The sequence below is a fragment of the Agrobacterium sp. S7/73 genome (assembly GCF_019355535.1).
GTDB lineage: Bacteria > Pseudomonadota > Alphaproteobacteria > Rhizobiales > Rhizobiaceae > Agrobacterium > Agrobacterium tumefaciens.
Map to the genome: position 1 here is coordinate 1,416,734 of NZ_CP072136.1, position 19,663 is coordinate 1,436,396.

19 protein-coding genes and 1 tRNA gene are annotated in these 19,663 nt (G+C 58.3%); 11 read left to right on the top strand and 9 right to left on the bottom strand.

What is annotated here, in order from left to right; genetic code table 11:
• The first annotated feature begins 78 nt into the window (after positions 1 to 78).
• The 4 genes from secDF to J5276_RS07015 all read left to right on the top strand — a co-directional run bounded on the left by secDF (position 79) and on the right by J5276_RS07015 (position 4,523).
• Complete coding sequence (gene secDF, locus J5276_RS07000; RefSeq protein WP_003515348.1) at positions 79 to 2,643, top strand: protein translocase subunit SecDF; 2,565 nt, start codon at positions 79 to 81, stop codon at positions 2,641 to 2,643.
• Positions 2,643 to 3,035, top strand: a complete 393-nt coding sequence (locus J5276_RS07005) for an Mth938-like domain-containing protein (protein ID WP_025593500.1) — start codon at positions 2,643 to 2,645, stop codon at positions 3,033 to 3,035. Before secDF ends, J5276_RS07005 begins: the two co-directional genes overlap by 1 nt.
• A gap of 23 nt (positions 3,036 to 3,058) precedes the next feature.
• Positions 3,059 to 3,904, top strand: a complete 846-nt coding sequence (locus J5276_RS07010) for a phytoene/squalene synthase family protein (protein ID WP_025593499.1) — start codon at positions 3,059 to 3,061, stop codon at positions 3,902 to 3,904.
• A gap of 160 nt (positions 3,905 to 4,064) precedes the next feature.
• Positions 4,065 to 4,523: a hypothetical protein gene (locus J5276_RS07015; RefSeq protein ID WP_003515343.1), complete on the top strand. Its 459-nt coding sequence runs from the start codon at positions 4,065 to 4,067 to the stop codon at positions 4,521 to 4,523.
• A 14-nt stretch (positions 4,524 to 4,537) separates the two neighbouring features.
• Here the strand turns inward: J5276_RS07015 and J5276_RS07020 are convergent, their stop codons facing one another.
• From J5276_RS07020 to lipB, 3 genes are all read right to left on the bottom strand, one after another.
• Positions 4,538 to 5,473 (bottom strand): DMT family transporter, encoded by a 936-nt coding sequence (locus tag J5276_RS07020; protein ID WP_013636186.1) that lies wholly within the window; start codon positions 5,471 to 5,473, stop codon positions 4,538 to 4,540.
• Positions 5,474 to 5,548: 75 nt separating this feature from the next.
• Complete coding sequence (locus J5276_RS07025; protein WP_003515339.1) at positions 5,549 to 6,616, bottom strand: NAD(P)-dependent alcohol dehydrogenase; 1,068 nt, start codon at positions 6,614 to 6,616, stop codon at positions 5,549 to 5,551.
• A gap of 69 nt (positions 6,617 to 6,685) precedes the next feature.
• The gene (gene lipB, locus J5276_RS07030; RefSeq protein ID WP_003515336.1) at positions 6,686 to 7,417 is read right to left on the bottom strand and encodes a lipoyl(octanoyl) transferase LipB; all 732 of its coding nucleotides are present in this window, start codon (positions 7,415 to 7,417) and stop codon (positions 6,686 to 6,688) included.
• Between the two features lie 189 nt (positions 7,418 to 7,606).
• Between lipB and J5276_RS07035 the strand changes: the two genes are divergently transcribed.
• Together J5276_RS07035 and J5276_RS07040 are read left to right on the top strand one after the other, a co-directional pair.
• Positions 7,607 to 7,691 (top strand) — tRNA-Leu (locus J5276_RS07035).
• A gap of 559 nt (positions 7,692 to 8,250) precedes the next feature.
• Positions 8,251 to 8,676 (top strand): PAS domain-containing protein, encoded by a 426-nt coding sequence (locus J5276_RS07040; RefSeq protein WP_003515332.1) that lies wholly within the window; start codon positions 8,251 to 8,253, stop codon positions 8,674 to 8,676.
• 77 nt (positions 8,677 to 8,753) lie between these two features.
• Here J5276_RS07040 and J5276_RS07045 read toward each other — a convergent pair whose 3' ends face one another.
• Complete coding sequence (locus J5276_RS07045; RefSeq protein ID WP_003502827.1) at positions 8,754 to 8,921, bottom strand: Thivi_2564 family membrane protein; 168 nt, start codon at positions 8,919 to 8,921, stop codon at positions 8,754 to 8,756.
• A 121-nt stretch (positions 8,922 to 9,042) separates the two neighbouring features.
• On the opposite strand from J5276_RS07045, the gene J5276_RS07050 reads away from it, so the two are divergent.
• Positions 9,043 to 9,471 (top strand): OsmC family protein, encoded by a 429-nt coding sequence (locus tag J5276_RS07050; protein ID WP_112155023.1) that lies wholly within the window; start codon positions 9,043 to 9,045, stop codon positions 9,469 to 9,471.
• Positions 9,472 to 9,474: 3 nt separating this feature from the next.
• On the opposite strand, the gene J5276_RS07055 is transcribed toward J5276_RS07050, so the two are convergent.
• The 3 genes from J5276_RS07055 to J5276_RS07065 are packed head-to-tail and all read right to left on the bottom strand — an operon-like array spanning position 9,475 to position 12,606.
• Positions 9,475 to 9,969, bottom strand: coding sequence for a peptide deformylase (locus tag J5276_RS07055; RefSeq protein ID WP_112155024.1), 495 nt, complete (start codon positions 9,967 to 9,969; stop codon positions 9,475 to 9,477).
• Positions 9,970 to 9,986: 17 nt separating this feature from the next.
• Entirely contained in the window at positions 9,987 to 10,289 is a 303-nt protein-coding gene (locus J5276_RS07060; protein WP_112155025.1) for a hypothetical protein, read from the bottom strand.
• Positions 10,290 to 10,302: 13 nt separating this feature from the next.
• Positions 10,303 to 12,606, bottom strand: a complete 2,304-nt coding sequence (locus tag J5276_RS07065) for an FdhF/YdeP family oxidoreductase (protein ID WP_112155026.1) — start codon at positions 12,604 to 12,606, stop codon at positions 10,303 to 10,305.
• A 369-nt stretch (positions 12,607 to 12,975) separates the two neighbouring features.
• On the opposite strand from J5276_RS07065, the gene mgtE reads away from it, so the two are divergent.
• Both mgtE and J5276_RS07075 read left to right on the top strand, forming a co-directional pair.
• Positions 12,976 to 14,403, top strand: a complete 1,428-nt coding sequence (gene mgtE, locus J5276_RS07070; protein WP_013636179.1) for a magnesium transporter — start codon at positions 12,976 to 12,978, stop codon at positions 14,401 to 14,403.
• Between the two features lie 84 nt (positions 14,404 to 14,487).
• Entirely contained in the window at positions 14,488 to 14,874 is a 387-nt protein-coding gene (locus J5276_RS07075; RefSeq protein WP_003515319.1) for a MerR family DNA-binding transcriptional regulator, read from the top strand.
• A gap of 158 nt (positions 14,875 to 15,032) precedes the next feature.
• Here the strand turns inward: J5276_RS07075 and J5276_RS07080 are convergent, their stop codons facing one another.
• Entirely contained in the window at positions 15,033 to 15,998 is a 966-nt protein-coding gene (locus J5276_RS07080; protein ID WP_112155027.1) for a heparan-alpha-glucosaminide N-acetyltransferase, read from the bottom strand.
• 69 nt (positions 15,999 to 16,067) lie between these two features.
• Positions 16,068 to 16,760, bottom strand: coding sequence for a DUF599 domain-containing protein (locus J5276_RS07085; RefSeq protein WP_013636176.1), 693 nt, complete (start codon positions 16,758 to 16,760; stop codon positions 16,068 to 16,070).
• A gap of 505 nt (positions 16,761 to 17,265) precedes the next feature.
• Here J5276_RS07085 and cobU point away from each other — a divergent pair.
• Both cobU and ccoN read left to right on the top strand, forming a co-directional pair.
• Positions 17,266 to 17,787, top strand: coding sequence for a bifunctional adenosylcobinamide kinase/adenosylcobinamide-phosphate guanylyltransferase (cobU, locus tag J5276_RS07090; protein WP_111783047.1), 522 nt, complete (start codon positions 17,266 to 17,268; stop codon positions 17,785 to 17,787).
• 243 nt (positions 17,788 to 18,030) lie between these two features.
• Positions 18,031 to 19,653: a cytochrome-c oxidase, cbb3-type subunit I gene (ccoN, locus tag J5276_RS07095; protein WP_065687351.1), complete on the top strand. Its 1,623-nt coding sequence runs from the start codon at positions 18,031 to 18,033 to the stop codon at positions 19,651 to 19,653.
• Positions 19,654 to 19,663: the final 10 nt, after the last annotated feature.

The window sequence follows — 19,663 nt, forward strand, 5'->3', positions numbered from 1 at the left end:
CCTGCCGGATAATTGAACGTCCGCTTCCGAATTTGACGGGTTGCGCATCGCGCAACCCCAACCCTGACCGAGATCGAAATGCTTCATTTTTCCCGTTGGAAAACAGTCTTTATCTGGTTGCTTGTGCTGGCAAGCGTCTTCATCGCATCTCCCAACCTGTTTTCGGACAAGCAGCTGGAGGGCATGCCTGCCTGGTACAAGGACAACAAGGTAACGCTCGGTCTCGACCTTCAGGGCGGCTCGCACATCATGCTCAAGATCGAGCGTTCCGACATCGTCAAGGAACGGCTTGAAACGATCGTGGGTGACGTGCGCACGCAGCTTCGCGACGCCAACATCCGCTATTCGGGGCTTACCGGCAACGGCCAGCAGATCCAGGTTCGCATCAGCGATCCCGCTCAATATGAAGCGGCGAAAACCGCGCTTCGCGACCTAACGCAGCCGGTGTCCGCCGGAACGCTGGTCGGCGGTTCCATCACAGAAGTGACGATGAACGACGGCGGCGACAATCTGCTGCGGCTCAACCTGACCGATGAAGGCGTGGATTATCGCCTGTCCTCGGCCGTATCGCAGTCCATCGAAGTCGTGCGCCGCCGCGTTGACGAAGTCGGCACCACCGAACCTCTCATCCAGCGTCAGGGTTCCGACCGCATCATCGTACAGGTCCCGGGCCTCCAGGATCCGCAGCGCCTGAAATCGCTTCTCAACCAGACGGCAAAGCTGTCCTTCCGCATGGTCGACACCACCATGCCGGTGCAGGAAGCGATGAATGGCCGTCCGCCTGCGACCTCAGAGGTTCTTTATTCGCAGGACGATCCGCCGGTTCCTTATCTGGTGGAACGCCGCGCGCTCGTTTCCGGCGACAACCTCGTCGATGCGCAGGCAAGCTTCAACCAGCAGACCAACGAACCCGTCGTCACCTTCCGTTTCGACAGCCGCGGTGCGCAGCGCTTTGCGCAGGCGACGCAGCAGAATGTCGGCAAGCCTTTCGCCATCGTGCTCGACAATCAGGTCATTTCTGCACCTGTCATCCGTGAGCCGATCATCGGCGGTTCGGGACAGATTTCCGGCAGTTTCTCGGTTCAGGGCGCCAATGACCTTGCAGTCCTGTTGCGTGCAGGCGCACTTCCGGCCACGCTGACAGTGGTTGAGGAACGCACCGTCGGTCCGAGCCTTGGTAACGACTCCATCACCGCCGGCCTCACGGCAAGCGCCATCGGCGCCGTCGGCGTCCTCATCTTCATGTTCGTCTTTTATGGCTTCTTCGGCCTGCTTGCGAACATCGCCCTCATCGTCAACGTGGTCATGCTGATCGCCGTCCTCAGTGTGATCGGATCTACGCTCACCTTGCCCGGTATTGCGGGTATAGTCTTGACGATCGGTATGGCGGTGGACTCCAACGTTCTGATCTACGAGCGAATACGCGAAGAGGTGAAGAGCGGAAAACCGCTGATCCAGTCACTGGATAATGGTTTCACACGCGCCTTTGCGACCATTATCGACGCCAACCTGACGACGCTGATCGTTGCAAGCGTGCTGTTCTACATGGGCACGGGTCCGGTCAAGGGCTTTGCCGTCACGCTTGCGGTCGGTATCATCACCACCGTCTTCACGGCCTATACGCTGACGGCCTGGATGTTTGGCTACTGGGTTCGCCGCAGCCGTCCGAAACATCTGCCGAAGGGTGTACGCACCGCCATGTTCGACGGTCGCGACATTCCGTTCATGCGTTATCGCCGTGTAGTTTTCATGATCACCGGTGTGATCATGCTCGCCTGCGTCGGTGGCTTCGTGGCCAAGGGCCTGAACCTCGGCATCGATTTCCAGGGCGGCTCGGTTATCGAAGTGCGCGCCAAGCAGGGTGAGGCCGATCTCGCAGATATTCGCGAGCGTCTGAACCAGCTGAACCTCGGTGAAATCCAGGCACAGAATTTCGGCACGCCGCAGGACGTTCTCATCCGCATTCAGGCGCAGGACGGCGGCGAAAATGCCGAGCAGTCGGCAATCACCCTGGTGCGCGGCGAGTTGCAGGACAAGTATGATTTCCGTCGCGTGGAAGTCGTTGGTCCGGCCGTGTCCGGTGACCTGACCGTGACCTCCACGATCGGCGTTGTGCTCGCCATGGCGGCGATCATGATCTACATCTGGGTTCGCTTCGAGTGGCAATTTGCACTGGGTGCGGTCATTTCGATGGTGCACGACGTGGTCTTCACCATCGGCCTGTTCGTCTTCCTGGGTATAGAGTTCAACCTGACCAGTATCGCGGCGATCCTGACGATCATCGGTTATTCGCTGAACGATACGGTGGTCATCTACGACCGTGTCCGTGAAAACCTCCGGCGATACAAGAAGATGCCACTTTCGATGATCATCGACGTATCGCTGAACCAGACCCTTTCGCGCACGATCCTTACCGGTCTGACCGTGCTTCTGGCACTGCTGGCACTGTATCTGTTCGGTGGCGAGGTCATTCGTTCCTTCACCTTCGCAATGTTGTTCGGCGTCGGTATCGGCGTGTTCTCCTCGGTCTATATCGCGGCTCCGGTGCTGATCGCCTTCAAGCTGCGTCCCGACAGCAAGGATGCGGAAGACGAGAAGGATGAGAAGTCCGGCAATGCCATCGGCGGCAAGCCTGCCGTCTGATGGCCGGCGGGATTGAAATACGCCCGGCCCATTTTCCCGGCCGGGCGCCCATCGATGCCTATGGCAATGGCGGTTTCCGTTTCGCAGACATGTCGCACCGCGGCTCTCTCCTGTTGTTGCCTTCCGGCATTCACGGCTGGAGCCCGGTTGATGTGAAAGAATTGACGCTTGAGCATTTCGACAAGGTTCTGGCTGATGCGCAGGATATCGAAGTGCTTTTGATCGGCACGGGTGATGGCATGCGGGTCTTGCCGAAGGAATTGCGCGAAGCCTTCAAGCAAGCGGGCATTTCGGTCGATCCGATGAGCACGGGTGCTGCCGTGCGCACCTATAATATCATGCTTTCGGAATCGCGCGCCGTGGCTGCGGCGCTGATTGCCGTCGAAGGCTAACAGGACGTTTCGCGCGGGGAAACATGGCACCCACAGAGAATCTAGACGTCTGCCTCGCGACGCTGCGCGACACCGATCGCGACCGCTATCTCGCGTGCCTTCTGTCTCCGGCCGACAAGCGCGCAGCGCTTGCCGCGCTTTATGCTTTCAATGCCGAAATTGCCCGAATCCGCGATTCCGTGCGCGAGGCGCTGCCTGGCGAAGTTCGCATGCAATGGTGGCGCGATCTCCTTGATGGCAATGCGCATGGGGACAGCCAGTCTCACCCCGTTGCTGCCGCTCTTTTGTTGGCGATCGAGCAATATCGCCTGCCGCGACCGGTTCTTGCCAATATGATCGAGGCGCGCATCTTCGATCTTTATGACGATCTGTTCGTGGATCGTAACGCGCTCGAAGGCTATGCGGGGGAGACCGCCTCGGCACTGATCCAGCTGGCGAGCCTTGTGCTTTCGCCGGAAGACACTCCAGCAAGTGCGGAAGCTGCGGGGCATGCGGGGGTTGCGCAGGCCATGGCCGGCATTCTAATGCTGATGCCGCTGCACCGTCGTCGTGGGCAGGTCTATATCCCCGCGGATATGCTCGCGGCTGCCGGGCTTGATCGCGAGACGTTTCTAGAAGGCGATGATAAACAACGCATCGGCATCGCCATCGAGATTTTTGCAACGCACGCGCTTGATCACATCGAGAAGGCGAGACGCGCCAAGATGTCCCGGAATGTCTTTGCGGCCTATCTTCCCGTTGCCTTGTCCGGCCCGGTCATCGCTGCTGCCAGAAAGGCGGGAGTGGGCGTGTTTGAAGGCGAAGTGCAACTGTCGCAGCTTCGCCGGCAATGGCTGCTGGCAAAGGCGTCTTTCCTCAAGCGTTTCTGATCGCTCGAACTGCACATCGCGCAGACAGATCGGAGCAATTTTCGCGTCGAGGCCGAAGAGCCACACTTCACGCAAGCCTCGGTGTTTAAGAGCTTGAGCCGGGTTCGCATCGTTTCGATTCGCGAATCGCGATGTTTCGGTGCTGAGGGAGCCTTCCCGCATGAATATGGCGGTCTGGATAATCGTTTTCGTGCTGCTTGCGGTCTTCGCTGTTTATGCCTGGCGCATGACACGGGCAACGGATGAGGACAATAACCACGATGTGGGGCAGGCGATCATGGATTTTGCCCGCGCGTTTCCCACCGAGGCGATCAGAAGCCTGCATATGACGGTGGATGGCGGCGCAGCCTTCGTGCGGCTGCACGACAACAAGGCCGGCTTCATGCGCAATATGGGATCCCATTATGTGTGCCTGATGATCGATCCCGAGCGGATAAGGGTCGAAAGTCTGGAAAGCGGTGACGGTTTCGTCGTTACGTTTTTCGATACGCCGAAATATAGCGGCTCATACCGCTTCAAATCCGCCGGAGAGGCCGCCGAGGTTTCGCTGTGGCTGCTCGGTAGCCTTGTGGAGGCGCAGGACCATCACGACGAAGGACCGCAGCCCTCGGGCGCCTGAAAGCGTTCTGGGTGTCATTGTCCGTCGAGCGGCGGGTTCGCTTCCGTCTGCACACGCTCGCGCCAGATGATGAAAAGGCCGGATGCGACGATGATGAGGATGCCGAGCCATTTCGATGGCGTCGGAAAATCCGAAAACAGCGCATAACCGAGAACCGTCGCCGAGATGATCTCGAAATACTGGAATGGTGCCAGAAGCGACAGCGGCGCCAGCCTGAAGGCCCTGACGATCAGGAGATGCATATAGCCGGATATCGACCCTAACACGATGAGCAGGGTGAGGGTGAAGCCGGATTGCGGAAGCGAGATCGCGAAATCCTTGTCACCGTAGGCGTCGCCGACCAGAAGGGCTGCCGCCATGAACACCGTGCCGGCAATGCCGGACATGGTCTGCATGACAAGCGGACTGTCGGCATCGCCGATAGCGCGGTTAAGGAACAGGTAGAGCGTGTAGAGAAATGCGCAGGCGACCGGCAGGAGCGATGTCCAGCCGAAAATCTCAAAACTCGGCTGAATGACGATCAGAGCGCCGCCGAAACCCACCGCAATCGCTGTCCAGCGTTTCCAGCCGACCCTGTCGCCGAGGAAGAGGGCCGACATCATCGTCAGCATGAATGGCTCGACGAAATAGATGGCAAAGACATCGGCGAGTGGCATGTATTTGACGGCGGCGAAGAACATCAGGCTGGCACTGGCATGCAGCACGCCGCGCAGGCAGTTCATCCACGGTCGTCTGGCGCTGAACAGCGCTTTGGGTGAGACCAGCAGCAGCAGGGGCAGGGTGCACAGAAGCTGGAAAAAGAAGCGGTAGAAGGTGACCTGCGCCGGTGACATTCCGCCGCTCACCGCCATGTATTTGGCGATGGCATCCATGACGGGCAGCACGAACATGCAGCCCGCCATGATCATCATGCCCTTGGCGACATCGTTCAAACCGGTCTGGCTGGTCATGGGTAGGGCTGCGCTTTCAACCAAAAGGTCTGACGAGGAAACGGGAGCGTCAGAGGGCGCTCCCCCTCGACGAGGTCAGGCGGCCTTCTGGCGTGGCAGGCTCTTCATATCAATGACGAAGCGATAACGCACATCGCTTTTTATCATGCGTTCATAAGCCTCATTGATCTGATCGATATTGATCATCTCGATTTCGGCGGCGATGCCTTTTTCGGCGCAGAAATCCAGCATTTCCTGGGTTTCGGGAATGCCGCCAATCATCGAGCCGGCGAAGGTCTTGCGGCCGGGGATGAGGCTGAATGCGTGCACGGATAGCGGCTTCTCAGGCGCTCCGACCTGCACCAGTGCGCCATCCCGCTTCAGCAACGCAAGATAGGCGTTGATGTCGTGGTCAGCGGCAACCGCGTCGATGATAAGATCGAGGCTGGAAGCCGCTTTCTTCATCTGGTCGGCATCGCGTGAAACGATCACCTCATGGGCACCGAGCTTTTTCGCGTCTTCTGCCTTGCCGGGGGAGGTGGTGATCATCACGACCGTGGCGCCCATGGCATTGGCGATCTTGACTGCCATATGGCCGAGGCCACCGAGACCGACGACGCCGATGCGCTTGCCGGGACCTGCATTCCAATGCCGCAGCGGCGAATAGGTGGTTATGCCGGCGCAGAGCAGGGGTGCTGCGGCTGCTGGATCGAGGCCTTCGGGGATCCGCAGCACATAGCGATCATCGACGACCACATGGGCGGAATAACCACCAAGCGTATGTGCGCCGCCGCCCATGGCCTTGTCAGGCGAGTTGTAGGTGCCGGTCATGCCGTTTTCGCAATATTGCTCCAGCCCTTCGGCGCAGCTTGCGCATTCACGGCAGCTGTCGACGATACAGCCGACGCCGACGCGGTCACCCGCCTTGAATTTCGTGACCTGCGCGCCCACCCGACCGACGCGGCCGATGATTTCGTGACCGGGGACGCAGGGGTAGAGAGAACCCGGCCATTCGCTGCGGGCCGTATGGATATCGGAGTGGCAGACGCCACAGAACTCGATTTCGATTTCGACATCGCGCGGGCCGGGATCGCGACGCTTGATGGTCGCGAGCTTCATCGGCGAAGAACCGTCATCGCAGGCATAGGCTGACGTTGTGAACATGGTCGTTCCTCCTCTTGTGGTGATCGATATTGCATGCACTGGCAGGCGACAAAAAAGTTGCGGCGGGTTTCAGCCGCCGGAGCCGGCTTCGGGCACTGCCGGGCCAAAGACCTCCTCAAAGGCTTCTCGCAGCAGAACATCGACATCGCCGATCATAACCGGCAATCCAAGATCGACAAGGCTGGTGACGCCATAGGCGCTGATGCCGCAGGGAACGATGCCGGAAAAATGCGCGAGGTCGGGATCGACATTGATCGACAGTCCGTGGAAGCTTACCCATTTGCGCAACCGGATGCCGAGCGCAGCGATCTTGTCCTCGGCCATGCTACCATCGGGAAGCAGGGGTTTTTCCGGACGCCTGACCCAGACACCAACCCGGTCTTCGCGCCGTTCGCCACGGACATTCATCTTGTCGAGCGTGCGGATGATGACATTCTCCAGCGCGGCAACATAGGCGCGGACATCCTGGCGCCGGCGTTTCAGGTCGAGCATGACGTAAACGACGCGCTGTCCCGGCCCGTGATAGGTATATTCGCCACCGCGACCGGTGGCGAAGACCGGAAAACGCTCCGGCTCGATGAGGTCGGCAACATCGGCGCTGGTGCCTGCCGTGTAGAGTGGTGGGTGCTCCAGAAGCCACACAAGTTCGTCGGCCTCGCCATTGGCTATGGCGGCAACTTCGCGTTCCATCTCTTCTATAGCCAGTTCGTAAGGCACGAGACCTTCCGAGATTCGCCAGCGAACAGGCGGCGAGCCGGGAACGGGCAGCATATTTGTCTCGATATCCGTGCGTGTGAGCATGAAAAAGTCCTTTCCACAGCCTTCTCGCAAAATGATGAGAAGGCTGCAACCCCAGCATTTCCGGGCTTCCTGCATATAGGGTGGGCCAAGCCGATTTTTAATTTTAAAAAACTGTCACGACGCTCTTGTGCACCCAAAATCCTTTTGCTACATGCACCCCCGTCGGCGCAAGTCGACGCCTACCACGATGCGGTCGTGGCGGAATTGGTAGACGCGCAGCGTTGAGGTCGCTGTGGGGCAACCCGTGGAAGTTCGAGTCTTCTCGACCGCACCAAAGAAACCCGCTTCGGCGGGTTTTTTCTTTTTCTGCCAATTGTTTGGCTTTGCTCCTCCCCAAAAAAGAAGAAGCAGTTACGTCGATTAGATACGCCTCGGGCGACTTCGACTTGTTTCGTCTCGGCAGCCCGGGCTGTAAAATTTCAGGGCGTCAGATTATCGATCTTGCCGCCATTCGGATGAGATGTTTGCGGCTTAGCGTCTCCCCGCGCGATTGCCGTCACCGACCCGGTAGGGGTCGCCATCCATGACCTGGTCCATCCGCCATTCGTTTCCGCGATAAGGGCTTTGCCACGTCTGGCAGCCAGCTAGAAAGACAGTTGCCGACAGCAACCCAAAAGTAAGAGCGGTTCGCAGCATATGAGCATCCTTCGCAATTTCATCATGCTGTCATGTAGGTGCAAGCGGTTGGCTTTGCGACGCTTTTTTGGGAAATTATCGTGCTTTCGAAACCGGCATCCGGATCAGGCGCCATTAAATTTCGGTGGATATCGATACACGTTGTAGTAGCCGGTTAAATACCCCCTCAAAACAAGGGGTGGAATATTAGAGGTCTGATGTTAGCGTTTGTCAGAAAAAAAGGTCTGGAGGTTTTCGTGCAGGGGGACAAGGCGGATTCAGACAATGCGCTCGGCTATTATATGTGGAGCATTTCCGACAACAGGTTGATCATGGACACCGTCACCGCGGAGTGTCATGGCTTTTCCGAAGCGGTGGCATCGCGAGGTGTGTCGATTGAGGATATTCTCGAAAGAATAGATGTGGAAATGCGCGATCAGGTGGCGCGGGCAATTTTCGAAAGCATCACTACCGGCGTGTTTTTCGACCAGCGCTACAAGGTGCATCTGCCTGATGGTTCTATCCGCTGGATCGTGGCGAAGGGCAGGGCGATTTTCGATGCTGAAAATACGCCGTTTCTTGGTCTCGGCAGCGTTCGCGATATCACTCTCAAAAAAACCTACCAGTTCGAGCCGCGCCAATAGCTATCGAGTGTCATGAAAAATGGCGCAAAAAAGAGGCGGCATTCGCCGCCTTTTTCTGTTCGCACGCTACCGTGATATCAGAAGACGGCGAGATATTTCAGCAGCGAAATAATGCCGATGATGATGACGATGACTTGCGCGATCTGTTTCGCGCCGCCGCCGACGGGCAGTCGTGCGATGAGCCACAAGACGAGCACGATCACCAGGAAGGTGATCAGAATGCTGACGAGCGTAGATGTAACCATAGGTCCCAGCTCCCTGTATAATAAAGGTTCAACGGTCGTTCACCGTTGTGTGAGTAAAAAGCGCCAGACAGGTTTTGGTTCCATGCGATTGGTTGCACGCGATTAAATTAGGAATATTTGAATGATAGATGGTGGAAAGGTGAAGTTGAGGCCGGTTGGCGCCAACGCCAAGGTCGGGCGGCTTGGTCGCCCACTGATTTCGACAGTGACCGGCGGCGCCCTGGAAATTGTGACGGGTGTCTCTGAACCGGGCTTCAATCCGATCGACCTCCTTTATTCATCGCTTGCGGCATGCCTGGCGCTTAGCGCCCGCATTGCGGCGAGCCGCATGGGGTTGCTGGACGGCTTCGAGAGCGTGCTCGTTGACGTTTCCGGTGAGAAATCCGCGCAGGAGCCCTATCGCATCATTCGTTTCGATATCAGGATGGAGATTGCCGGGAGTTTCGATGAGGCGACGCGCGCCGCAATTGCCCATGCGGCCGAAGATATCTGCACCGTCAGCAACACTTTGAAGGGCGACGCGGACTTTGCTCTTTCGATCGCTAGCTGATCCTCACGGCTTTCGGGATTTTTCCCATTTCTTCACAAGCCGGTCGCGTTTCAGCTTCGACAGACGCTTCAGCCAGAACACACCATCCAGCTGGTCGATCTCGTGCTGGATGCAGATGGCGTGAAATCCCTTAACGCTTTCTCGATGTTCCACGCCCGCTGCGTCCTGAAACCTCACCTCGACCTCAGATGGACGTTCCACCTCTTCGGTGAAGCCCGGCATTGAGACGCTGCCTTCCACATGCCGCATGGTCTGCGCGGAGTGACTGACGATTTCGGGATTGATGTATGTCAACACGGTTCCCGGTGTCAGCTCAAGCACGAAGACGCGCTGTTTTACACCGACGTGAGCCGCGGTGATGCCGACGCCGGGGGCGGCGCGCATGGTGTCGATCAGGTCCGTGACCAGATTTTGCAGGTGGTCGTCAAAAACAGTGACCGGCGCGCAAATCTCGGAAAGACCGGCATGGGGGTAGGGCAGGATCGGCCTGATTGCCAAGGAATGCTCCGTTCGTTTCAGGTTTGAGAGGATAGCGCGGCGAGCGCCTGTCCTTCCGCTGTGACCTCCAGCCAACTGCGCTGAGTGCGGGCGTCGCGTTTCGCCACCCGCACAAAGCGCGGTGACAGGACGGAGATTTCGCGCAGGACGAGGGCATGCGCAAGTCCCAGCCGATTGGCGATGCTGCGGCTGTCGGTGGCGATATCCATATTGATGGCCAGAAGGATTGCCGCGCCCGTGGCCGAAAGCGCCTGCGACGATCCTTGCACGATCTGCTCCACCGCTGCCATGAAAGCCGCTGCAGATTGTTCCTCACCCATCAAGCCATCCCGTTCAAGAGGCGGAACCGGCAAGCAGGCGGAAGGAGACGAGTACCGATTTCGACGTTGGCGTAAAGCTGCCTTCGCCATAGCTTGACAGCGGCACCAGCACGTTCAGTTCGGGATAATATCCGCCGACACTGCCGCGCGGAATATTGTAGGGGACCAACCGGAAATTTTGAGCGATCCGCTCCACGCCATCGCCATATTCGCCGATGACATCGACGCGCTGGCGGGAGTGGGCGCCCAGCGCCTCCATATCCGCAGGATTCATGAAGATGACCTGGCGTTCGCCATAAACACCGCGATAACGGTCGTCCATGCCGTAAATCGTGGTGTTGTATTGGTCGTGGCTGCGGAATGTCTGCAGCACGAAAAGATTGTCGCCCGTGAGCGCCTGCTGATGCTCGGTCTGTTCGGGAAGCGGGCCGCTATAAAATACGGCCTTTTTCGTCGGCGTGTTCCATTCCCGTTCGGAGGCCGTGTTGCGCAGGCGAAAACCGCGCGGCACGCGGACGCGTTCGTTGAAATTGTCGAAACCCGGGATGACCCGCTCGATCATGTCTCGGATGAGATCGTAATCCTCGGCAAGCGCTTTCCAGTCGACCTGCGCATTGCCAAGGGTCGCTTGCGCAATGCCGGCAACGATGGCGACTTCGGAGCGTAGTTCTTCCGAGGCTGGCGGATTGATGCCGCCGGAACCATGCACCATGCTCATGGAATCCTCGACCGTGACGATCTGCGGCTTGCCCGCAGAATTACGGTCGATTTCCGTTCGGCCAAGGCAGGGCAGCACGAAGGAGATTTCGCCCGGCACCAGATGCGAATGGTTGAGCTTGGTGGCGATGTTGACCGTCAGTTTCTGATTTTCAAAAGCCTTGACGATCAGCGGACTGTCGGGCGTTGCCCGCATGAAGTTGCCGCCGAGCGCGATGAAGGTTTGCGCCTTGCCATCCAGCATGGCGGCTACGGCCTCCACGGTGTTGTGGCCGGGTTTGCGCGGCATGGCGACGCCGAGTTCTTTTTCCAGTGCGTCTAGCAGCGCCGGCGGCGCTTTTTCATCGATACCGACGGTGCGGTCACCCTGAACGTTGGAATGGCCGCGTACCGGGCAAAGACCGGCACCGGGGCGGCCGATATTGCCGCGCAGCAACATGAAGTTGGTGATTTCGCGAACCATGATGACGGAGTGGCGATGCTGGGTGACGCCCATGGCCCAGGTGGCGATGACGGAGCCGGCATTCATGTAGATGCGGGCGGCTTCTTCGATTTCTGCGCGGGTGAGGCCGGACTGGTCGAGAATGCTTTCCCAGCTGGTCGCCTCGACGGCATCACGATAAGCCTCGAACTCGACCGCATGTTCGGCGATGAAGTCGTAATCGATGATGGCAGATTCTCCGGCAGTCCTTGCGGCGTCGTCGGCTGCAAAGATCGCCTTGCTCATGCCGCGCACCACCGCCATGTCGCCGCCTTGCCGGGGCTGGTAATAATTGGTGGCGATCTTGGTGTTGCCGCCGGTGATCATCTCGATCTTGTCCTGCGGATCGGCGAAGCGCTCCAGCCCCTTTTCCTTGATTGGATTGAGGACGACGATTTTCGCGCCGCGAAGCGCTGCCCGGCGCAGGTCGCCCAGCATGCGCGGATGGTTCGTGCCGGGATTTTGGCCGATTACGAAGATCGCATCTGCCTGCTCGAAGTCTTCCAGGAGCACTGTGCCCTTGCCGACGCCGATCGAGGCTTTCAGGCCGACACCGCTTGCCTCGTGGCACATGTTGGAGCAGTCGGGAAAATTGTTCGTGCCGTAAAGCCGAACCATCAATTGATAGATGAAGGCTGCCTCGTTGGAGGCGCGGCCGGATGTGTAGAATTCCGCCCGATCCGGGCTGTCGAGGCTGTTGAGAACGCCGCCGATTTCGGCAAAGGCGTCGTCCCAGGAGACCGGCAGATATTTGTCGCCCGCCCGGTCGTAACGCATCGGGTGGGTGAGGCGGCCCTGCTTTTCCAGATCGTAGTCAGACCAGCCGCGCAGTTCGGAGACGGTACGGGTGGCGAAAAAATCCGGCGGCACCCGGGCTTCCGTTGCTTCCCATGCGACCGCCTTGACGCCGTTTTCGCAGAATTCGAAGGAGGAGCCATGCTCCGGATCGCCCCATGCGCAGCCCGGGCAATCGAATCCATCCGGCTGGTTTGCCTTCAGCAGCGTGCGTGCGCCGGAAATCGGCGCGCCGGATTCCATCAGCCGTTTGCCAACGCTTTTAAGCGCGCCCCAGCCACCTGCGGCGGCGGAAGCCTTGCCGATGAAATCTGTCTTGCTCATTGTCGTGATTTTCCTGAAATTTTCCTGGCCGCCCAGGGATACTTACCGTTTGGCAACGGCCGATCATATATAAAAAAGCTCTTTCAGAATCGTCTATGGACGACATATGTCAATCTCTATCTTACCGGTTCCGACGGAACGGCAAGGGCTTTCCGGACGTTGTGCGGATTGAGGTGCACTGCCTGTCGCTGCATCATCATGGAGTGCTGCGCTCTTCGATCATGGTCTTGCGAAAGGGCGCTCCATGCCATTTTCGTCGCAGTTCAGAAGCCCGTTGTTTTTCACCTATCCGGTTGTTGACAATATACTTTTTAACGCCATTCTGCCTGCAAATTCGTGCACTGCGGCATTTAAAGAAGGGGACGCCAGATGACAGACCGTGACGACGATCTTCTCGCGCCCGAAGAGTTGAAACCGACAGAGGCACCCTCCGATATCTACGCCGAGGACGGCTCTGTCCGCTCCGACTTTCTGGCGATGGTGGGGGCAGCGATTGCCGACCGCGATCTGCTTTTCCTGCGCAAGAATGTGGCGCGACTGCATGAGTCTGAACTCGGCGACGTGCTGGAGTCGATCATGCCGGAGCAGCGCCACGCGCTCGTGCGGTTGCTGGGTTCCGATTTTGACATGACGGCGCTGACCGAGGTGGATGAAGGCATCCGTCTCGATATCGTCGACCAGATGTCGAATGAGCAGATCGCTGCCGGTATCGGCGAACTGGATTCGGACGACGCTGTCTACATTCTCGAGGATCTCGACGACGAGGACCGCGAGGACATCCTCTCGCAACTCCCGTTCACCGAACGGGTGCGGCTGATGCGGGCGCTGGATTATCCGGAAAGCTCTGCCGGCCGTCGCATGCAGACGGAATTCGTTGCCGTGCCGCCGTTCTGGACCGTGGGACAGACCATTGATTATTTGCGTGAGGAGGAGGAGTTACCGGATTCCTTCACGCAGATCTTCGTCATCGACCCCACGTTCAAGCTAGTCGGCGCTCTCGATCTCGACAAGGTGCTGCGCGCCAAGCGTCAGGTGAAGATCGAAACGATCATGCACGAGACCAACCACTCCATTCCGGCCGAAATGGACCAGGAAGAAGCGGCGCAACTTTTCGAACAATACGACCTTCTATCCGCCGCCGTGGTGGACAATAACGGCCGTCTGGTTGGCGTGCTCACCATCGATGACGTGGTCGACGTCATTCAGGAAGAAGCCGAAGAGGATTTGCTGCGCCTTGGCGGTGTGGGCGACGAAGAACTGTCTGACAGCATCACCAGCACCTCGCGCTCGCGTGTGCCGTGGCTTGCGGTCAACCTCCTTACCGCCTTTCTGTCTGCCTCCGTCATCAGCCTTTTCGATGCGACGATCCAGCAGATCATTGCGCTGGCGATTTTGATGCCGACGGTTGCCGGCATGGGCGGCAATGCCGGATCGCAGACCATGACCGTGTCCGTGCGGGCGCTGGCTACCAAAAGCCTAGATATTCACAACGCTGCCCGCATTATCAGGCGTGAAGCGGGCGTTGGCATCCTGAACGGGTTGTTGTTCGGCTGTGCCATCGGCATCGTTGCAGGCGTGTGGTTCCAGGATGTCCATATCGGCGGCATCATTGCTGCCGCCATGTGTCTCAACATGCTGGCGGCGGCGCTGGCAGGCATTCTCATTCCGCTGGTTCTCGACAGGTTCGGGGCAGACCCCGCCGTTTCCTCTGCTGTCTTCGTGACGGCTGTAACGGACATTGTCGGCTTTTTTTCGTTTCTGGGCATCGCTACCTGGTGGTACGGTATTTCGGGATAGGCCCAAACAGGCGAAAGCGGCAGGAAAATTGACTTTTACGTGAAGGTCAAATAATAATTGTCCGGTTATGAATCGGATAGGCCCTTGGACAAGTATTATAGCATAACCGAACTGACGCGCGAATTCGGTGTTTCCACCCGCACCTTGCGATTTTACGAGGATGAGGGCCTCATTCACCCTGAGCGACGCGGGCGTACGAGGCTTTTCAGGTCTGCGGATCGGCGTCTTATTCAGGAAATCCTGCGCGGCCGCCGTATCGGTTTCACGATCGCAGAAATTCGCGAGATCATTCACGTCTACAAGGAGCCGCCGGGCGAATCAGGCCAGCTTGTGCTTCTGATGAAGAAGGTCGATGAGAAGCGCGCCGATCTCAGGCAAAAGCGCAAGGACATCGAAGAGACGCTGGCCGAGCTCGACAATGTCGAAGAGGCCTGCCTGACGCGCCTTGCCGAAATCGGCGTAGGGACCTGATGCAGGTTTCCCGCCGTCGCGCTTGACGTGATGGCCCTGGATTTCCCGCGGAGAGGAAAACCTCTCACTTCGTCATGCTTTTGATTTTACGCGACGTGGATAGATCCTCGAGTCAAGCCCGAGGATGACGCAGAGCGTGGATTGACGTGTGTCGTCCTTTATTGCGCCTCAACCGTGCACTGTTGCGCCACGTCGCTGACCTTCGTCTGCTGCTCCGCGCTGAGCTTGCCTTCCATCATGATGTCAAACAGGCTTTCTGCCTGCAGCTTTTCAAGCGTGCAGCCGCAGAAACGTTGGCACAATTCCTGGCCGTTAGCCTGCTGGACGCAGCTTTTTTCACAGCTCGATTTGTAAAGCTCCACCTGGTCGCCAGGAGGAGGCGGTGCCACAAGTGATACCGCGTAGACGAGGCCAATCAGCGCCGGCTGATGAATGAGGTAAAAGGCAAGGCTGTGACGGCCCGCTGTTGCTATCAGATTGCGGGGGGAGCTTGGGTTGCGAAAACGGTCCAGCCAGCTGCGCGGTGTGACGAATTGCGAAACCGCAAGTCCGGCAAGAAAGGGCGCGAGCCACGGCAGGAGCGGCACATAATCGTTCGAGCGCGGCGGCATGGTGGAGAAACCGACCCATGCCAGCCATTTGCTGTTGAAAAAATCCGACTGGACGTATTGCGGCAGCGCAAAGGCAAGAGCCGCGAAAAGCAGCGTCACCAGCGGGGGTGCCCGCAGGAACAGCAGCCCGACAAGGCTTGCAGCGGCTATGTTGTGCAGGATTCCGAAAAAGATGAAGCTATCCGGAAAGGCGACATAGGTAGCGATGGTGATGAGCAGCGCCGAGCCCGCCACCATTGCAAAACGCTTGCCGAAGGACGGCCAGTTTATGGCTTTGCCATGGGCGAGAAACAGGCTGAAACCGGCGAGGAACAGGAACGAGCTGGCAATGGCGCGCGCATAAAGCTTCCACAGGCCGGTGGTTGCCGTACCCGGCTCCAGATAGCCGAAATACTCCAGATTCCATGTGAAGTGGTAAGACGCCATGGCGATGAGCGCCAGCCCGCGCAGTGTATCGAGACCGCCCATGCGGCCTTTGCGGCGGGTGTCGATTGCAGCTGTTTCTGTTTCCATAATTCCCGCTGTTTCAGCTGTCTGAAGCCGTTGTCTACTCAAGGGCTTGGCCCGTGAAGTAAGGCTATTTCAAGGCCCGGGCCTGTCCATGATGGCGCGGCGTGCCTCGGAGAAGAACTGGCGGCGCAACAGCGCCACTATGATGATGACCGTGCTTGCGATGAAGACATAGGGGCTGATGAACCAGCCGAGATAACCGATCGACAGGAAGATCGTCCGCAGCCCATCATTGAAGTTCTTAGCAGCGATGATGTTCATCTTTATGACGTTTTCAGCGGCACGCTCGGCAGCGTCGCGATCCGCGTTGACATCATGGACCATTGGTATGGCACCGAACAGGATCGTGCAATAATTGAACAGGCGGTAGGACCAGCCGAACTTGAAAAACGAGTAGCCGAAAAGGCAGGTTAGCCCCATGACCTTCAGTTCGAAGGCCGTGCGCCCGGCATACTGCACGAAGGGCAGGTCGCGAAACACGGTTTCGACCCGATCTGTCGCCCCCAGAAGAGCAAAGCAGCCGCCGATGGCAAAGATCGAGGTAGACGCGAAAAAAGCGGTACCATTCTGCAAACCCGCCATGATCTGCGTGTCGATCATCTTCAAGTCGCGTTTGAGAGAATTGTAAATCCAGTCGCGCCGGCGCTCCGCCATCGCCTGATTGAGGCTGGTTCGCGAAAACAGAGTCGTTCCCGTCGTGAGGTGGGTATAGGTGGCCCATAACACGATAAAAACGACGATCGAGATATAGTCCATGACGGTCATCACGGGCAGGTCACCTTGCTGTTTGCGAATCTTCGCGGCCATATTGATTTGAAGGCCATGGCAAGGCAATGGCAGCGGCCTCCATGGGCGAACATTCTCCCGCCGCGTTGCAGCTTCGTCATTTCGTTTTCTGCTAACGTTCCGGTAACCAAGTGGCTTTATCAATCCCGTCGCGGACGGAAAGGTCTGCCGGTTCCGGGTCAAGGTTTTGCGTACCGGTTCCGCTTGATTTATCGCCGACACCGCTCGCCGATTGACAGAATGACCGTTCGCACCTAGCTTTTTGTCAGGACCGGTGTTTCCGGCATCCGGAGTTGCCAAGGCTGTCAATGTCCCGCATCGTGCGGACAGGTTTTGTCGTCTCCGACCCGGTATCATCGGCAGTCCGGCATGAGTAACCGGGGGACGCCTTTTTCTACGAATCGTTCCCTTCATGTACGGCTGTCTCTGGCTTGCGACACCGCAATGATGCCGGTCCGTCTTATTCTTTTCTTCCAGGTTCTTCATGACAGATAAAAACCGCTCCGTTTTCATTCTAGGCGGCGCGCGCTCCGGCAAGTCCCGTTTTGCCGAGGACCTTGCGGGCAAAGCCGACGGGCACCTGCATTATCTGGCCACCGGCCGGGCATGGGATGACGAGATGCGCGATCGCATCGACCATCATCAGGCCCGGCGCGGCGAGGAGTGGACGACACACGAGGCGCCCGTTGATATCGCTGCCGTGCTCGCGCGGCTGGATGCGCCGGACAATGTTATCCTTATCGACTGCCTGACATTGTGGCTCACCAATCTGATGATGGAGAACGCCGATATCGAGACGGCGTTCGCCACGCTGGCAGCGGCAATCGCGTCCACCAAGGCGAAACTGATTCTCGTCTCTAACGAGGTCGGCCTTGGCATCGTGCCGGAAAACCGCATGGCGCGCGAATTCCGCGATCACGCCGGAAGGTTACACCAGCGCGTCGCGGCCATCGTCGATGAAGTCTATTTCGTCGCAGCCGGGTTGCCGCTGAAAATGAAGGGCTGACGCAAGCCCTATAAAGCCGGTGTCGCGCGTCGGCGTCCGTTCTTTCAGTTTCTACGCACTTCTTATCGCCAAATCCCGGCTCGGTTTTGCCGGTGCTGCGACAGCTTCTCTTTCTTGATCTGGATCAAGGTGGCTTCCCCACGCCGGTGGCAATGCTCCAACCGACGCAAAGGCCCGTTTCCGCTTCGTAAAGCGCGCGCCAAGCCTTTCGTCGGTCTGCTTGCACGTTGGGGGAAACCAACAATGAATTACACGTTAGAAACCGCGATCGTGGCCCTTGGGGCTTTTCTCGCGCTGCTCGGGGCTGCTTTCGCTCACGACAGTCTTTTCGCCGCCCATATGTGGGTGCTGTTCTTTACGCTTCTGGTCAGCACGGTGCTTCTGCTGCGCCGTGTTTCTTTCGCGCCTGTCGATCAGGCCGCGCGCGCCCGGCTGAAATCCGAATATTTCGATGAGGTCGTGAAATACGGCGTCGTCGCTACCGTGTTCTGGGGCGTGGTCGGGTTTCTGGTCGGGGTCGTGGTGGCGCTTCAGCTTGCCTTTCCCGATCTCAACATCGCGCCCTATTTCAATTTCGGCCGGATGCGGCCGCTGCACACCTCCGCGGTGATCTTCGCTTTCGGGGGAAATGCGCTGATTGCCACGTCATTTTACGTGGTGCAGAGAACCTGTCGCTCGCGCCTGTTCGGCGGCAATCTGGGCTGGTTCGTATTTTGGGGCTACAACCTCTTCATCGTCATGGCTGCCACTGGCTATCTGCTTGGTATCACGCAGGGCCGCGAATATGCCGAGCCGGAATGGTATGTCGATATCTGGCTGACGATCGTCTGGGTCGCCTATCTCCTTGCATTTCTCGGCACGATCCTCACGCGCAAGGAGCCGCATATCTATGTGGCAAACTGGTTCTATCTGAGCTTCATCGTGACGATCGCCATGCTGCATATCGTCAACAACCTCGCCATTCCGGTGTCGTTCCTCGGCGTCAAGAGCTACTCCGCTTTCTCGGGCGTGCAGGATGCGCTGACGCAATGGTGGTACGGCCATAACGCCGTCGGCTTTTTCCTTACCGCCGGCTTCCTCGGCATGATGTATTATTTCATTCCCAAGCAGGTGAACCGCCCGGTCTATTCCTACCGCCTGTCGATCATCCACTTCTGGGCTTTGATCTTCATGTATATCTGGGCCGGTCCGCACCATCTGCACTATACGGCGTTGCCGGACTGGGCGCAGACGCTCGGTATGGTGTTCTCGATCATGCTGTGGATGCCCTCGTGGGGCGGCATGATCAACGGCCTGATGACGCTTTCGGGCGCCTGGGACAAGATCCGCACCGATCCCATCGTGCGTATGATGGTAATGGCGGTGGCCTTCTACGGCATGGCGACCTTCGAGGGTCCGATGATGTCGATCAAGGCCGTCAACTCGCTCAGTCACTATACCGACTGGACCATCGGCCACGTGCATTCCGGCGCTCTCGGCTGGAACGGCATGATCACCTTCGGTGCCATCTATTATCTGACGCCGAAACTGTGGGGCAGGGATCGTCTCTACAGCCTGCAACTGGTCAACTGGCACTTCTGGCTCGCCACGATCGGCATTGTCATCTACGCCGCCGTGATGTGGGTGGCCGGCATCCAGCAAGCCTTGATGTGGCGCGAATACGATACGCAGGGCTTCCTCGTCTATTCCTTCGCGGAATCGGTCGCAGCGCTGTTCCCCTATTACGTGATGCGTGCGCTGGGTGGCCTGATGTTCCTCAGTGGCGCGCTGATCATGGCCTACAACGTCACGATGACCATCCTCGGTCATCAACGCGAGGAGGGCGTCCGCAATGACGCCGCACCTTCGCTGCAGCCCGCTGAATAAGGAGAGGCCG

Excerpts from the sequence above, each read along its gene's own strand:
- secDF (WP_003515348.1), top strand. The coding sequence starts at position 79 with ATGCTTCATTTTTCCCGTTGGAAAACAGTCTTTATCTGGTTGCTTGTG.
- J5276_RS07005 (WP_025593500.1), top strand. The coding sequence starts at position 2,643 with ATGGCCGGCGGGATTGAAATACGCCCGGCCCATTTTCCCGGCCGGGCG.
- J5276_RS07010 (WP_025593499.1), top strand. The coding sequence starts at position 3,059 with ATGGCACCCACAGAGAATCTAGACGTCTGCCTCGCGACGCTGCGCGAC.
- J5276_RS07015 (WP_003515343.1), top strand. The coding sequence starts at position 4,065 with ATGAATATGGCGGTCTGGATAATCGTTTTCGTGCTGCTTGCGGTCTTC.
- J5276_RS07020 (WP_013636186.1), bottom strand. The coding sequence starts at position 5,473 with ATGACCAGCCAGACCGGTTTGAACGATGTCGCCAAGGGCATGATGATC.
- J5276_RS07025 (WP_003515339.1), bottom strand. The coding sequence starts at position 6,616 with ATGTTCACAACGTCAGCCTATGCCTGCGATGACGGTTCTTCGCCGATG.
- lipB (WP_003515336.1), bottom strand. The coding sequence starts at position 7,417 with ATGCTCACACGCACGGATATCGAGACAAATATGCTGCCCGTTCCCGGC.
- J5276_RS07040 (WP_003515332.1), top strand. The coding sequence starts at position 8,251 with ATGTTAGCGTTTGTCAGAAAAAAAGGTCTGGAGGTTTTCGTGCAGGGG.
- J5276_RS07045 (WP_003502827.1), bottom strand. The coding sequence starts at position 8,921 with ATGGTTACATCTACGCTCGTCAGCATTCTGATCACCTTCCTGGTGATC.
- J5276_RS07050 (WP_112155023.1), top strand. The coding sequence starts at position 9,043 with ATGATAGATGGTGGAAAGGTGAAGTTGAGGCCGGTTGGCGCCAACGCC.
- J5276_RS07060 (WP_112155025.1), bottom strand. The coding sequence starts at position 10,289 with ATGGGTGAGGAACAATCTGCAGCGGCTTTCATGGCAGCGGTGGAGCAG.
- J5276_RS07065 (WP_112155026.1), bottom strand. The coding sequence starts at position 12,606 with ATGAGCAAGACAGATTTCATCGGCAAGGCTTCCGCCGCCGCAGGTGGC.
- mgtE (WP_013636179.1), top strand. The coding sequence starts at position 12,976 with ATGACAGACCGTGACGACGATCTTCTCGCGCCCGAAGAGTTGAAACCG.
- J5276_RS07080 (WP_112155027.1), bottom strand. The coding sequence starts at position 15,998 with ATGGAAACAGAAACAGCTGCAATCGACACCCGCCGCAAAGGCCGCATG.
- J5276_RS07085 (WP_013636176.1), bottom strand. The coding sequence starts at position 16,760 with ATGACCGTCATGGACTATATCTCGATCGTCGTTTTTATCGTGTTATGG.
- cobU (WP_111783047.1), top strand. The coding sequence starts at position 17,266 with ATGACAGATAAAAACCGCTCCGTTTTCATTCTAGGCGGCGCGCGCTCC.
- ccoN (WP_065687351.1), top strand. The coding sequence starts at position 18,031 with ATGAATTACACGTTAGAAACCGCGATCGTGGCCCTTGGGGCTTTTCTC.